Source organism: Aquibium microcysteis, from assembly GCF_014495845.1.
GTDB classification, from domain to species: domain Bacteria; phylum Pseudomonadota; class Alphaproteobacteria; order Rhizobiales; family Rhizobiaceae; genus Aquibium; species Aquibium microcysteis.
On sequence record NZ_CP061080.1, the window covers coordinates 4,392,241 to 4,404,588 of the forward strand.

Genomic DNA, 12,348 nt, shown 5'->3' on the forward strand with positions numbered 1-12,348 from the left:
ATGGTGTGTCCACGCGGGATTTGAATGATCGTGGCACGCGTTCTATATGCATTCGATGGGTGCGTGCCTGCGACAGGCTCGGAAGCGCAGCCGCATCTCGAAACGATCGCTCGGCGGACCAATGGAATTTTTCGATTTCGGCACATTGTTCTTCATCGTCGCTGCGGTGGTCATCTTCATGCAGCTGCGGAACGTGCTCGGCCGCCGGACCGGCCATGAGAAACCGCCCTTCGATCCCTATACGGCAGCGCGCTCACGAGAGAAGGAACCGGCGGCCGCTGCACAGGACAACGTCGTCTCGCTGCCGCGGCGCAAGGGCGCCCCGGAGACCGATGCCGCCTATGCCGCGATCGACAAGGTGGCTGCACCGGGGACCGATCTGAACAAGGGCCTGCGCGCGATCCGCGATGCCGATCAGAGCTTCGATCCGAAGGGCTTCGTCGAGGGCGCCAAGATGGCCTACGAGATGATCGTGATGGCCTATGCCGACGGCGACCGGAAGACGCTGAAGAACCTCCTCTCCCGGGACGTCTACGAGGGCTTCGTGGCCGCGATCGCCGAGCGAGAGACCCGTTCGGAGAAGATCCAGTCCTCCTTCGTCGGGATCGACAAGGCCGACATCGTCGGCGCCGAGATGAAGGGGACGGAGGCGCATGTCACGCTGCGGATCGTCAGCGAACTGATCTCCGCCACGCGGGACGGTGCGGGCGTCGTCATCGACGGCGATCCGGAGACGGTGGCCGAGGTCAAGGACGTCTGGACGTTCGCTCGCGACACCCGCTCGCGCGACCCCAACTGGAAGCTGGTCGCGACCGAAGCCGAAGACTGACCCCGGCGGATCGAGGTGGCCCTCTCTCCGCTTCTCCAGCCGGTTTCCTTCGACGCGCTGCCGGGATGGCATCTGGATGCCATGGCGGGAGCCTTCGACGCCTTCCGGCGGAGCGCCGGCCATCACGCGATCAAGCCATACCGGACAGGGGCGCTCGGGATCCGGTCTTCCGGTTTCGGCGATGCCTTCGACGCCGCGCTCGCGGTCCCTCGTCTGGACGAGGCAGCGGCGCGTCTCTTCTTCGAGACCTGGTTCGACCCCTACGCCATCCGGCCCGACGATCGGCCCACCGGCTTCGTCACCGGGTTCTACGAGCCCGAGGCCGATGCTTCTCCGGTGCGCACCGATCGGTTCCGCTTTCCGATCCTGGCGCGTCCGGACGACCTCGTGGACGTGGAAGACGACGCGCGGCCCGAGGGCCTCGACCCCTATCTGGCGTTCGCAAGGCGCCGGCCTGACGGGAGGATCGTCGAATATCCCGACCGCCGGGCCATCGAGCAGGGCGCACTCGCCGGCCGCGGACTGGAAATCGCCTGGCTCGAGGACCCCGTCGACGTCTTCTTCATCCACGTCCAGGGCGCGGCGAGACTGCGTATGCCGGAGGGGCTGCGCCGGATCACCTATGCCGCCAAGTCGGGCCAGCGCTTCACCGGTCCCGGTCATGTGCTCGCGGCCATGGGCGAGATTCCGCGGGAACGGGTGACGATGCAGTCGATCCGCGCCTGGTTCAGGGAAAATCCCGGCCGCGTCGACGAGATTCTGTGGCAGAACCGCTCCTTCATCTTCTTTCGCGATGCACCCGTGGCCGACGCGTCGCTCGGCCCCGTCGCGGCGGCGAAGGTTCCGCTCACGCCGCGCCGCTCGATTGCGGTCGACCGGCTGCTCCACACCTTCGGCACCCCGGTCTTCGTGCACGCGCCCCACCTTGCGGCATTCGGAAGCGCGCCCTTCGCGCATCTGATGATCGCGCAGGATACGGGCTCGGCGATCGTCGGTGCGGCTCGCGGCGACCTCTTCGCGGGTTCCGGCGACGCGGCCGGCGAGATCGCGGGCGTCGTCAAGCATGATGCGGACTTCTTCGCGCTGGTGCCGCGTGCCCTTTCGGGCCGCACACCATGAAGGCGCGGCCCGTCGCAGGATTGACGGACGAGGATCGCATCCTCTGGAACCAGGTCGCCAGGAGTGCCACGCCGCTGAAGGGCAAGACGGTCCCGCAGGATCCGTTCGTTCCCGACCCTCTGCCCAACCCCCCGCCGGATATGGCGTCCCCGTCCGACGTCCCGCCGCCGGCGAAACCCGCGGCGGGCGAGAAGGTGCTGCAGGGCCCGCGAACCCTCGACCGCCCGACGCGCGATAAGCTCGCCAAGGGACGGCTCCAGATCGAGGCCCGCGTCGACCTTCACGGCATGACCCAGGGCGAAGCCCATTCGCTGCTGCTCGGATTTCTCCGCAAGGCCTATGCCATGGGCATCCGCCACGTCCTGATCATCACCGGAAAAGGGTCTTCGATGGGCAGCGACGGCGTCCTGCGCAAGGCGGTGCCGGCCTGGTTCGCCACGCCCTCGTTCCGACCTCTGGTCGGCAGCTACGAGGCGGCCGCGCGCCATCACGGCGGTGGCGGAGCGCTCTACGTCCGGCTGCGCCGGCAGACCGAGGTCAGGGAGCGGTGACGCCCTTCGGCCAGCGCATGCGCGACATGCGGCGCGACCGCAAGGTGACCCAGAAGGAGATGGCGCGCGCGATCGGCGTCAGCGCCGCCTACCTGTCGGCCCTGGAGAGTGGTCGACGGGGCCGGCCGACCTGGGCGTTGATCCAGAAGATCATCGGCTATTTCAACATCATCTGGGACGACGCGGAGGACCTGATCAGACTCGCGGAACGATCCCATCCGAAGGTGGTCATCGACACGGGCGGCCTCTCGCCCGCAGCGACCGAGCTCGCCAACCTCCTCGCCTCGCGAATCGCGAGCCTGTCGGAAGAGGAGATGGAGGGTCTCGCGGAACGCCTTCGCGGACCCACCCCGCGGTGAACCGGGAGCGACGTCAGCTCGACGGGAAGAGTTCCCGGAGTTCGGGCAGCTTCTCGTTGACGAGCCAGCCGTAGTAGTTCTCCTCGGGCAGCTTCGGCGCCTCTCCCCGCTGCGCCCGCGCCCTGTTTTCGGCCTTCAGCGCCCGCGCCCGTGCTTCGGGATCGCCGACATTGTACAAGGTCGCCGTGATGCCCGGATTGTTCGAGATGTCGAATCCGGCGATGGTCTCGTAGGCGTCGATCGACTTTCGCAGCGTCGCCGCCACGTAGGTCAGTGTCCGGTCCGGATCCATGATCGTCCGGTAGACCTCCTGCGCGTCCGTGTGATCGAGGCGCGGAAGCCCGGTCTTCTCATGGACGATGTCGCTCATCGTCAGCGCCGTCAGCGGGTTCAACTGGCCGATTCCGAAAGTCTGCCCTGCATAGAAGGGCTGAAAGAAGACCGCGCTGAAGCGATTGTTCGGAAATGCCGTACCACCCACGGTCCTGCCGCGGAAACTCGTGTTCCAGACGCCCTCGCGACAGGTCCAGAGATCGTAGCTGTCGCCGAGCCCGTTGCATCCGGCGAACTCCGGTCGCCGGATGAACGTATCCACGCTTTCGCCCTCATAGGAGAAGGCGAAGCTCGAATTCAGGTAGGCGACAGCTTTCACGTAGTAGGCCTGCAGCCTGTCGTAGGCATCGACGTTGTATGTATGCTCGCCCACGATCGCCCCGGCGACATGGATCGGGTCGATCCCGAACTGGTTCGCCGCGGTCCGGATCTTGGACCGCAGTTCCTGGTCGCGCTGGAGGAGGCCGTAGACCTTGCGGTATTTGGCCTCGTAGGTCGTCTTGAGGGCGCGCGTCCGCGATGCCGAACCGAACGGCACGTCGGGCTGTTCAACGTTGCGATTGCCGGGCGGCACGGCGACTCCCGCCCAGGCCGGGAGGAGGGCGGAGTTCGCGACGAGGGCCGCTGCGACGACGATCCATTTTCTCATGAATGGTGCCTGTTGTATCCGCTCCGAGGCCAAACTATTCAAAGCAGCCCGGCAAGTCGACTCCGCAGAGGTCCGACGCTTTGAGCCGACAGCGCAGTCGGCCGCCCCGGGAAGTCGCAGCGGCGTCGTTCTACAGGATGAATCGGGACAAATCCGTGTTCTTCGCCAGATCGCCGACATTCCTGGCGACATAATCCGCGTCGATGGTCACGGCCGAGCCGGATCGGTCCGGTGCGTTGAACGAGATGTCGTCGAGGACGCGCTCCATCACGGTCTGCAGGCGCCGCGCGCCGATGTTCTCGACCGACGCGTTGAGGTCCACCGCGACGCCTGCGAGGGCGTCGATCGCCTCCTCGGTGAAATCGAGCTCCACGCCCTCGGTGCGCATCAGCGCGATGTACTGCTTGATGAGGCTGGCCTCCGTCTCGGTGAGGATGCGCACGAAGTCATCCTTGCCGAGCGCCCGCAGTTCGACCCGGATCGGCAGGCGTCCCTGCAGTTCGGGCAGGAGGTCCGACGGCTTGGCGACGTGGAAGGCGCCGGAAGCGATGAACAGGATGTGATCGGTCTTCACCGGCCCGTACTTGGTCGCCACCGTTGTGCCTTCGACGAGCGGCAGCAGGTCGCGCTGCACGCCCTCGCGGCTGACGCCGGCGCCCACGCCGCCCTCCCGGGTGGCGATCTTGTCGATCTCGTCGATGAAGACGATGCCGTCGTTCTCGGTCGACGACAGCGCGCGCTGGACGACCTCGTCCTGGTCGAGCAGCTTGTCGGATTCGTCGTTGATGAGATGACCGGAGGACTCCTTGACCGTGGTCTTGCGCATCTTGGTACGCCCGCCCATCGCCTTCGACAGCATCTCGTTGATGTTCAGCACGCCGATGTTGGCGCCGGGCATGCCGGGCAGCTCGAACCCGGCGGGTGCCGTGTCCGCCACCTCGACTTCGATCTCCTTGTCGTCCAGGTCACCTGCGCGCAGCTTCTTGCGGAAGCTGTCGCGGGTCGCGGGACTAGCGGTCTTGCCGACCAGCGCGTCGAGGACGCGCTCTTCCGCGTTCACATGCGCCCGCGCCTTGACGTCCTCGCGCATCTTGTCCTTCACCAGCCCGATGGCGACTTCCACGAGGTCGCGGATGATCTGCTCGACGTCGCGGCCGACATAGCCGACCTCCGTGAACTTGGTGGCTTCCACCTTGGTGAAGGGAGCCCCCGCGAGCTTCGCGAGGCGGCGCGAAATCTCGGTCTTGCCCACGCCCGTCGGGCCGATCATCAGGATGTTCTTGGGCATCACCTCCTCGCGCATGTCGCCTTCGAGCTGCTGCCGGCGCCAGCGGTTGCGCAGCGCGATCGCCACGGCGCGCTTTGCGTCCTTCTGGCCGATGATGAAGCGGTCGAGTTCGGAAACGATCTCGCGCGGGGAGAAATTGGTCATGTCTTACTCCGTGAAACCGGCCGCCCGCGCGGGCGGGGCGGAACCGACACTACATAGGCATCGCGGTCGCCGGCACAATGCCGGTCGCGGCAGGTCAGCCCCGCAGGATGAGCCAGCAGAGCAGCAGCGTCTGTGCGGCGGCAAGGGCGGCGAGTCCCGCCAGCCAGCGCCTCAGCTGCCGTCGTGTCCGGGTCATGCCTTCCGCGATCTGGTCCCGGTAGAGCCCGCTGGAGCGACTGGCCCAGGCCGTCAGGTTCTGCTCGACCGCATCGACGTCCTGCTGCCAGCGACGTTTCACCTCGCGATACTCAGCGTCCGACAGGTGGGCTGTCCAGAGATCGTCGAGCGGCGCCAGTGCATGGTCCCGCGCATCGATCGGTCCGCTCGTCCAGGGCTTGCCCGGCGTGTAGTGGACGATCCGCAGTTGGGCATCCCGAGCCAGCGCACGCACCAGGGCCTGGCTGCGAAGGAAGTTGAGCCCGAGCGGCAGTTGACGCCACTCCGTGAAGAACGCGTTGAGAACGCTCTGGTCTCCGTCGGTGACCGGTAGTTCCGGCAGACGCCTGAACAGGCGCTCGCGCAGCCCGGCCGACGGCGTGAACGAGAAGACCCCGGTGTTGAATGCGCGCAGCCGGTAGTGAAGCAGAAGGTCCGGCGCGGCGGCGAAGCCGTCGCCTTCCAGCAGCCCGTCGATCGGTCGCAGGATGAGGCAGTCCGCGTCGACATGCGCGATCCGCTTCGGCGTCGTGATCGAGAACGACCAGAGCTTGCTCAGCGTGACCGGAAGATGCGGCAGATCCGGCCGCGTCTCCATGCCGGGCCGGAACAGCGCCGGGACCTCGATGGCCGCGACCCCCGATGCCTCGTGTTCGAAGTGCCATGAGCCGAGCTTCAGGATGAGCACCGGGACGTCGGATACCGCCCGCAGCGAGCGGATCATGACCAGCAGCCCGGCCGCGAAATCGGAACTGGCGAGCGTCACGATCAGCCGGTCGCTGCCCGTACGGGCAAGCCACGGGCCGACGGCCTCGTCGATCCCCGCGGAGACCGCGAGAAGCGTCGCCTGATCGGCGTCGGCGACACGTCCCGCCGCGAGGCGCTGGGGCAGATGCAGGGTCTCGATCATGGGAAGATGGCTCTCCGCCGGACGCTTCGGGCGCGGAACCGGACCAGCCGTCCGGTGCGGGCGACAGGATGCGGAGGCGCGGCTGACGCCGGGCGCCGTCGGCTATGAGTGCTCGGCCGCGACGTGCCGCATGATGAGACTGTCGCCGCTCCGACCGCGCAGTTCGGGGATGACGCGGAACCCCGCCTTCTCATAGGCCCGCACCGCCCGCAGGTTTTCCGGGTCGGGGTCGATGATGATCTCGGAGAATCCCGTCTCGCGCAGCATGGCGACGAAAGCCGCCAGCGCCGCCGTCCCGAGCCCTTTCGACAGCCGGTCCGCCGGTCCGATCGACAGGTCGACGCCGATCGTTTCCGCCGGCAGGAGACCGAGCCAGGGGTTGTCGGCGAGCCAGCTGTCGTTCTGGTGATGTCCGATGAACCAGTACTGGATGTAACCGACGTCCTCGCCGTCGGCGGTGAAGATGAAGGGCCGCGTCGTGTCGCGACCCTCGATCATGTCGTGGACGAAGCGGATCTCCTCGTCGGAATCGCCCCACCACTCGCGCCAGTGCGGCTGGCGCATCCAGCGGTCCAGCAGCGGCAGGTCCGCCGGCCCGACGGGGCGGAAGCCGATGATCGGTCGCTCAGGCGGCATCGAGCGTTTCGACGACGAAATTGCCGTTGGTATACACGCAGATCTCCGCCGCGATCTTCATCGCCTTTCGCGCGATCTCCTCTGCGCCCTGATCGGTGTCCATCAGCGCGCGCGCCGCCGCCAGCGCATAATTGCCGCCGGAGCCGATCGCCATGACGCCGTGCTCCGGCTCCAGCACGTCGCCGGTGCCTGTGAGCGCCAGGGTCACCGACCTGTCGGCCACCAGCATCATGGCCTCGAGCCGCCGCAGGTAGCGGTCGGTGCGCCAGTCCTTTGCGAGTTCGACGCAGGCGCGCGTAAGCTGGTCGGGATACTGCTCGAGCTTGGTCTCGAGCCGCTCCAGGAGCGTGAAGGCATCGGCCGTGGCTCCCGCGAAGCCGGCGATCACGTTGCCCTTGCCGAGGCGCCGCACCTTGCGGGCATTGCCTTTCATGATGGTCTGGCCGAGGCTGACCTGGCCGTCGCCGGCGATCACAACCTTGCCACCCTTGCGGACGGTGACGATCGTCGTTGCGTGCATGGTGATTTCGCTGGACATGAGGCGCTCCGGAAACTCTGCGACGGGGACCGTGCGATGGCTCGGCTTTGTCGCTGGACGTTATCTATGCGCCGCGACGCCGATTGCAAATGGTGGCCGGACACGCCTGCGCGAAGCCGGCAACTGGAATTCGCCTGGAGGCGCTGCTAAAGCAACCGCCTGGATATCGAGAGGACGAGCCATGACCGCTCCCGACAACGGCCGCCGTGCTTCCGTCAGCCGCAAGACGAACGAGACGTCAATCAGCGCATCGGTCGATCTCGACGGATCGGGCAGGTACGCGGTCTCGACCGGGGTCGGCTTCTTCGATCACATGCTCGAGCAGCTGTCGCGTCATTCGCTGATCGACCTGACGCTCGAAGCGAAGGGCGACCTGCACATCGATGATCACCACACCGTCGAGGATGCCGGCATCGCCATCGGCCAGGCGATTGCGAAGGCGCTCGGCGACCGGCGCGGCATCACCCGCTACGCCTCGATCGACCTCGCCATGGACGAAACCCTCACCCGCGCTGCCGTCGACGTGTCCGGCCGGCCGTTCCTCGTCTGGCACGTCGGCTTCTCGGCGCCGAAGATCGGCACCTTCGACACCGAACTCGTCAGGGAGTTCTTCCAGGCTCTGGCGCAGAACGCCGGCATCACGCTGCACGTGACCAATCATTACGGCGCCAACAACCACCATATCGCCGAGACCTGCTTCAAGGCGGTCGCGCGTGCGCTGCGCATGGCGGTCGAGCCCGACGCCCGGCAGGCGGGGGTCGTACCGTCGACAAAAGGCACGCTGAACGGATAGGAACGGGCGATGTCGATCTATGTCGTGATGGAGCCGCCGCCGCGGCGCGGCTCGGATGCCGTCGAAGTCTATGTCCGAGACGGCTTCCACTGGCTCGGCTTCCTGCTGCCGCTGGTATGGCTGCTCTGGAACCGCCTGTGGCTCGAGACGGCGGTGCTGCTGGCGCTCATGCTCGGGCTGGGCGCGCTCGCCGAGACCTCGGGGTCGGCGGAGATGGTCGTGGGCGGCCTCACCGTCCTCCTCTCCATCTATGTCGGCCTCGAAGGGTCGGCGTTGCGGGTCTGGGCGCTTCGCCGTCGCGGCTATCGTGAGTGGGGTGTCGTCGACGCAGAGAACCGCGCCGACGCCGAGGTTCGCCATCTCGCCGCCCGCTCCGATGAAGCCCCCGACGCGCAGCGTCCGCTGCCGCCGATCCGGGAAGGGTCGGCGCCTGCGCAGGCGGCCGGGAACGAACCGGAACTCGGCCTGTTCGGCTATCCCGGAAGGACCTGAAGCATGCGCGTGGCGATCATCGACTATGGTTCGGGCAATCTCCGCTCGGCCACCAAGGCTTTCGAACGCGCGTCCCGAGAAAGTGGGGCGGATGCGACGATCGACCTGACGGACGATGCCGAGAGGGTGCGGACGGCCGACCGCATCGTCCTTCCGGGCGTCGGCGCCTATGCCGATTGCGCGGCCGGCCTCCACGCCGTTCCGGGCATGTGGGAGGCGATCGAGGAATCGACACTGAGGATGGGACGGCCCTTTCTCGGGATCTGCGTCGGCATGCAGCTGATGTCGGAACGCGGGCTGGAGAAGACGACGACGCGCGGCTTCGGCTGGATCGCCGGCGACGTCAGGGAGATCGAGCCCGCCGATCCGTCGCTGAAGATCCCGCAGATCGGCTGGAACACGATTCACGTGAAACATCCGCATCCGCTCTTCGAGGGCATTCCGACCGGCGATGGTGGCCTGCACGCCTATTTCGTGCACTCCTATCATCTCGCCGCGACAAGTCCCGACCAGGTTCTGGCCGTGACCGACTACGGCGGCGAGGTGACCGCAGCGGTGGGCCGCGACAACATGGCGGGCACCCAGTTCCACCCCGAGAAGAGCCAGGCGCTCGGCCTGGCCCTGATCGCTAACTTCCTGAAATGGAGACCCTGATGAAGAAGGGCTACTGGATGGCGATGGTCGACATCACCGATCCCGACACCTACCCGCGCTACGTCGCCGCCAACAAGGCGGCGTTCGACAAGTACGGTGCGAAGTTCCTGGTTCGCGGGGGACAGGGCGAGGTGCTCGAAGGTCCCAGGGCGACGCGGCTGGTCATCATCGAGTTCGAGAGCTACCAGACCGCGCTCGACTGTTTCCATTCGCCGGAATACCAGGCCGCCCTGAAGCTGCGCGAGGCCGCGTCGACCGCCCACATGGCCGTCGTCGAAGGCGTCTGACCCGATGATCCTCTTTCCCGCGATCGACCTCAAGGACGGCCGGTGCGTCCGCCTCAAGCTCGGCGACATGGCGACCGCGACGGTGTACAACGAGGACCCGGCCGCGCAGGCTCGTGCCTTCCAGGACCAGGGCTTCGAGTGGCTGCACGTGGTGGACCTGAACGGCGCCTTCGAAGGCGCGAGCGTCAATGGCGCAGCCGTCGAGGCGATCCTGAAGGCGACCGCCAATCCGGTCCAGCTCGGCGGCGGCATCCGCACGCTGGCCCACATCGAAGCCTGGCTGGACAAGGGCCTCGCCCGCGTCATCCTCGGCACGGTCGCGGTGCGCGACCCCGATCTGGTGAAGGAGGCCTGCCGGCTCTTCCCCGGCAAGGTGGCGGTGGGCATCGACGCCAGGGGCGGCAAGGTCGCCGTCGAAGGCTGGGCGGAAGCCTCGACGCTCGGCGTGATCGAACTGGCGAAGAAGTTCGAGGGGGCCGGCGTCGCGGCGATCATCTTCACCGACATCGACCGCGACGGCGTGCTGGCCGGCATCAACTGGGAATCGACCATCGAGCTCGCGGATGCGGTTTCCATTCCCGTCATCGCCTCCGGCGGGCTGGCATCGATCGCCGACATCGTCCGCATGACCATGCCGGACGCGCGCAAGCTCGAAGGTGCGATCTCGGGCCGTGCGCTGTATGACGGCCGCATCGACCCGGTCGAGGCGCTGTCCATCCTGAGCGGCAATTCAAAGCCGCCGCGCGGCATGCTAGACTGACGGCATGAACATCCAGTCGAGACTGCCGACCACTCCGGACGAATTCCTGCGCTGGAACGAAGGGCGCGAGGGCAGGCGCGAGTTCGTGAACGGGAGGGTGGTCGAGATGATGATCAACGTGACCCGTGATCACTGGCGCCTCGCAAACCGCCTCGAGCGCCAGATCGCTGCACAACTCGGCGACGAGGCGTATGATGTCGGAACCACGGACCACGGTGTCCTGACGGCGGACGGTATCCGGTATCCGGATGTCATGGTCGACAAGGTGATCGCCGATGGCAAGGCGCTGGCGGCAACGTCGCCGCTGCTCATCGCCGAGGTACTCTCGAAGTCCAGCCTTGCCGACGATTTCGGACCGAAGGCGCGTGACTACCAGAGCCTGTCGAGCCTGCGTCACTACCTGACCGTCTCGCAGGACGAGGTTCGCATCTGGGTCTGGTCGCGCAGAGATGATGGGCAGTGGCAGTCGCCGGTGATCCATGAAACCGGATCGATCGCTCTGACGATCGATGGCAGGAGCGTCGTCATCGACCTGAAGTCGCTGTACGCCGGCATAGCAAACCCTGCCGCAGCCGAAAGTTAGGTCTTTGCACCTCCGCGTCGACCGCATTGGAAACGGACCCTCATGACCCTCAAATCCCGCGTCATCCCCTGTCTCGACGTCAAGGATGGCCGTGTCGTCAAGGGCGTCAACTTCGTCGACCTGATCGATGCCGGAGACCCTGTCGAGGCCGCGCGCGCCTATGACGCGGCCGGCGCAGACGAACTCTGCTTCCTCGACATCACGGCCTCCTCCGACGACCGCGAGACCATCTTCGACGTCGTGGCCCGTACTGCCGAACAGTGCTTCATGCCGCTGACCGTGGGTGGAGGGGTGCGCACGGTCGCCGACATCCGCAGGCTGCTGCTGGCCGGTGCCGACAAGGTGTCGATCAACACGGCGGCGGTGAAGAACCCGGACTTCGTCGCCGAGGCGGCCGACAAGTTCGGGAACCAGTGCATCGTCGTGGCGATCGACGCCAAGAAGGTGTCGCAGCCCGGCGAGACGGACCGCTGGGAGATCTTCACCCATGGCGGCCGCACGCCGACCGGCATCGACGCGATCGACTTCGCCCGGCTGGTGGTCGACAAGGGGGCGGGCGAGATCCTGCTCACCTCGATGGACCGCGACGGCACCAAGGCGGGATACGACCTGGCCGTCACCCGCGCGATCGCAGATGCGGTGCGCGTGCCGGTGATCGCGTCCGGCGGCGTCGGCACGCTCGATCACCTGGTCGAGGGTATCCGCGACGGCCATGCGACGGCGGTGCTCGCCGCCTCGATCTTCCATTTCGGCACCTACACGATCGCCGAAGCCAAGGCGTACATGGCGGCGGCGGGGCTCGCGATGCGACTCGACTCCGGCGTGCAACCGCACTAGACGCCTGCCATGAGCGACTTTTCCATCGACGACCTCGAACGGATCGTGGCCGAACGCGCCCGGTCCGGCGATGCCAATTCCTGGACCGCCCGGCTCTTCGCCTCGGGCATGGACCGTGCGGCCAAGAAGCTCGGCGAGGAGGCCGTCGAGACCGTGATCGCGGCCGTGCGGAAGGACGCGGACGGCCTCGTATCGGAGAGTGCGGACCTCCTCTATCATTGGCTGGTCGTGCTCGCGATCGCCGGCATTCCCGTCTCGCGCGTCATGGCAGAACTCGAACGGCGCACGGCGCAGTCGGGCCTCGCGGAAAAGGCCGCCCGCGCCGGCCAGTGAAGACCGCGGGGACGAGGGATTCCGGAACCAAGACCGC

General features: G+C 66.8%; 17 protein-coding genes. 12 read left to right on the forward strand and 5 right to left on the reverse strand.

The genetic code is table 11. The features are described from left to right. Positions 1–121 precede the first annotated feature (121 nt). The 4 genes from IAI54_RS20560 to IAI54_RS20575 are packed head-to-tail and all read left to right on the forward strand — an operon-like array spanning position 122 to position 2,858. Complete coding sequence (locus tag IAI54_RS20560; RefSeq protein ID WP_187968961.1) at positions 122–829, forward strand: Tim44/TimA family putative adaptor protein; 708 nt, start codon at positions 122–124, stop codon at positions 827–829. Positions 830–844: 15 nt separating this feature from the next. After that, positions 845–1,948, forward strand: a complete 1,104-nt coding sequence (gene mltA, locus IAI54_RS20565) for a murein transglycosylase A (protein ID WP_187968962.1) — start codon at positions 845–847, stop codon at positions 1,946–1,948. Continuing rightward, positions 1,945–2,499, forward strand: coding sequence for a Smr/MutS family protein (locus IAI54_RS20570; protein ID WP_187968963.1), 555 nt, complete (start codon positions 1,945–1,947; stop codon positions 2,497–2,499). Before mltA ends, IAI54_RS20570 begins: the two co-directional genes overlap by 4 nt. Next, positions 2,496–2,858 (forward strand): helix-turn-helix domain-containing protein, encoded by a 363-nt coding sequence (locus tag IAI54_RS20575; RefSeq protein ID WP_187968964.1) that lies wholly within the window; start codon positions 2,496–2,498, stop codon positions 2,856–2,858. The genes IAI54_RS20570 and IAI54_RS20575 overlap by 4 nt, the downstream gene beginning before the upstream one ends. Before the next feature lie 13 nt (positions 2,859–2,871). Here the strand turns inward: IAI54_RS20575 and IAI54_RS20580 are convergent, their stop codons facing one another. From IAI54_RS20580 to hslV, 5 genes are all read right to left on the reverse strand, one after another. Continuing rightward, positions 2,872–3,840, reverse strand: coding sequence for a DUF1402 family protein (locus tag IAI54_RS20580; protein ID WP_187968965.1), 969 nt, complete (start codon positions 3,838–3,840; stop codon positions 2,872–2,874). Positions 3,841–3,970: 130 nt separating this feature from the next. Further along, on the reverse strand, positions 3,971–5,272 hold the full coding sequence (gene hslU / locus IAI54_RS20585) for an ATP-dependent protease ATPase subunit HslU (RefSeq protein WP_187968966.1): 1,302 nt from the start codon (positions 5,270–5,272) through the stop codon (positions 3,971–3,973). 94 nt (positions 5,273–5,366) lie between these two features. Then, positions 5,367–6,398, reverse strand: coding sequence for a glycosyltransferase family protein (locus IAI54_RS20590; protein WP_187968967.1), 1,032 nt, complete (start codon positions 6,396–6,398; stop codon positions 5,367–5,369). 102 nt (positions 6,399–6,500) lie between these two features. Next, complete coding sequence (locus IAI54_RS20595) at positions 6,501–7,034, reverse strand: GNAT family N-acetyltransferase (RefSeq protein ID WP_187968968.1); 534 nt, start codon at positions 7,032–7,034, stop codon at positions 6,501–6,503. Next, a complete protein-coding gene (hslV, locus tag IAI54_RS20600) occupies positions 7,024–7,572 on the reverse strand; it encodes an ATP-dependent protease subunit HslV (RefSeq protein WP_187968969.1) in 549 nt (182 codons plus the stop codon). Before hslV ends, IAI54_RS20595 begins: the two co-directional genes overlap by 11 nt. Positions 7,573–7,753: 181 nt before the next feature. Here hslV and hisB point away from each other — a divergent pair, with 181 nt between their 5' ends. The 8 genes from hisB to IAI54_RS20640 are packed head-to-tail and all read left to right on the forward strand — an operon-like array spanning position 7,754 to position 12,311. Beyond that, a complete protein-coding gene (gene hisB / locus IAI54_RS20605) occupies positions 7,754–8,365 on the forward strand; it encodes an imidazoleglycerol-phosphate dehydratase HisB (RefSeq protein WP_187968970.1) in 612 nt (203 codons plus the stop codon). A 9-nt stretch (positions 8,366–8,374) separates the two neighbouring features. After that, a complete protein-coding gene (locus IAI54_RS20610) occupies positions 8,375–8,857 on the forward strand; it encodes a DUF2628 domain-containing protein (RefSeq protein WP_187968971.1) in 483 nt (160 codons plus the stop codon). A 3-nt stretch (positions 8,858–8,860) separates the two neighbouring features. Continuing rightward, the gene (gene hisH, locus IAI54_RS20615; RefSeq protein WP_187968972.1) at positions 8,861–9,511 is read left to right on the forward strand and encodes an imidazole glycerol phosphate synthase subunit HisH; all 651 of its coding nucleotides are present in this window, start codon (positions 8,861–8,863) and stop codon (positions 9,509–9,511) included. Then, entirely contained in the window at positions 9,508–9,798 is a 291-nt protein-coding gene (locus IAI54_RS20620) for a DUF1330 domain-containing protein (protein WP_187973265.1), read from the forward strand. Before hisH ends, IAI54_RS20620 begins: the two co-directional genes overlap by 4 nt. Positions 9,799–9,802: 4 nt before the next feature. After that, positions 9,803–10,558, forward strand: a complete 756-nt coding sequence (hisA, locus tag IAI54_RS20625; protein WP_187968973.1) for a 1-(5-phosphoribosyl)-5-[(5-phosphoribosylamino)methylideneamino]imidazole-4-carboxamide isomerase — start codon at positions 9,803–9,805, stop codon at positions 10,556–10,558. Between the two features lie 4 nt (positions 10,559–10,562). Further along, entirely contained in the window at positions 10,563–11,141 is a 579-nt protein-coding gene (locus IAI54_RS20630) for a Uma2 family endonuclease (protein WP_187968974.1), read from the forward strand. A 42-nt stretch (positions 11,142–11,183) separates the two neighbouring features. After that, positions 11,184–11,978: an imidazole glycerol phosphate synthase subunit HisF gene (hisF, locus tag IAI54_RS20635; protein WP_187968975.1), complete on the forward strand. Its 795-nt coding sequence runs from the start codon at positions 11,184–11,186 to the stop codon at positions 11,976–11,978. Between the two features lie 9 nt (positions 11,979–11,987). After that, the gene (locus IAI54_RS20640; RefSeq protein WP_187968976.1) at positions 11,988–12,311 is read left to right on the forward strand and encodes a phosphoribosyl-ATP diphosphatase; all 324 of its coding nucleotides are present in this window, start codon (positions 11,988–11,990) and stop codon (positions 12,309–12,311) included. The last annotated feature ends 37 nt before the right edge of the window (positions 12,312–12,348 follow it).

Coding starts and splice junctions, on each gene's coding strand:
- IAI54_RS20560 (WP_187968961.1), top strand. CDS start 122: ATGGAATTTTTCGATTTCGGCACATTGTTCTTCATCGTCGCTGCGGTG.
- IAI54_RS20570 (WP_187968963.1), top strand. CDS start 1,945: ATGAAGGCGCGGCCCGTCGCAGGATTGACGGACGAGGATCGCATCCTC.
- IAI54_RS20580 (WP_187968965.1), bottom strand. CDS start 3,840: ATGAGAAAATGGATCGTCGTCGCAGCGGCCCTCGTCGCGAACTCCGCC.
- hslU (WP_187968966.1), bottom strand. CDS start 5,272: ATGACCAATTTCTCCCCGCGCGAGATCGTTTCCGAACTCGACCGCTTC.
- IAI54_RS20590 (WP_187968967.1), bottom strand. CDS start 6,398: ATGATCGAGACCCTGCATCTGCCCCAGCGCCTCGCGGCGGGACGTGTC.
- IAI54_RS20595 (WP_187968968.1), bottom strand. CDS start 7,034: ATGCCGCCTGAGCGACCGATCATCGGCTTCCGCCCCGTCGGGCCGGCG.
- hslV (WP_187968969.1), bottom strand. CDS start 7,572: ATGTCCAGCGAAATCACCATGCACGCAACGACGATCGTCACCGTCCGC.
- hisB (WP_187968970.1), top strand. CDS start 7,754: ATGACCGCTCCCGACAACGGCCGCCGTGCTTCCGTCAGCCGCAAGACG.
- IAI54_RS20610 (WP_187968971.1), top strand. CDS start 8,375: ATGTCGATCTATGTCGTGATGGAGCCGCCGCCGCGGCGCGGCTCGGAT.
- hisH (WP_187968972.1), top strand. CDS start 8,861: ATGCGCGTGGCGATCATCGACTATGGTTCGGGCAATCTCCGCTCGGCC.
- hisA (WP_187968973.1), top strand. CDS start 9,803: ATGATCCTCTTTCCCGCGATCGACCTCAAGGACGGCCGGTGCGTCCGC.
- IAI54_RS20630 (WP_187968974.1), top strand. CDS start 10,563: ATGAACATCCAGTCGAGACTGCCGACCACTCCGGACGAATTCCTGCGC.
- hisF (WP_187968975.1), top strand. CDS start 11,184: ATGACCCTCAAATCCCGCGTCATCCCCTGTCTCGACGTCAAGGATGGC.
- IAI54_RS20640 (WP_187968976.1), top strand. CDS start 11,988: ATGAGCGACTTTTCCATCGACGACCTCGAACGGATCGTGGCCGAACGC.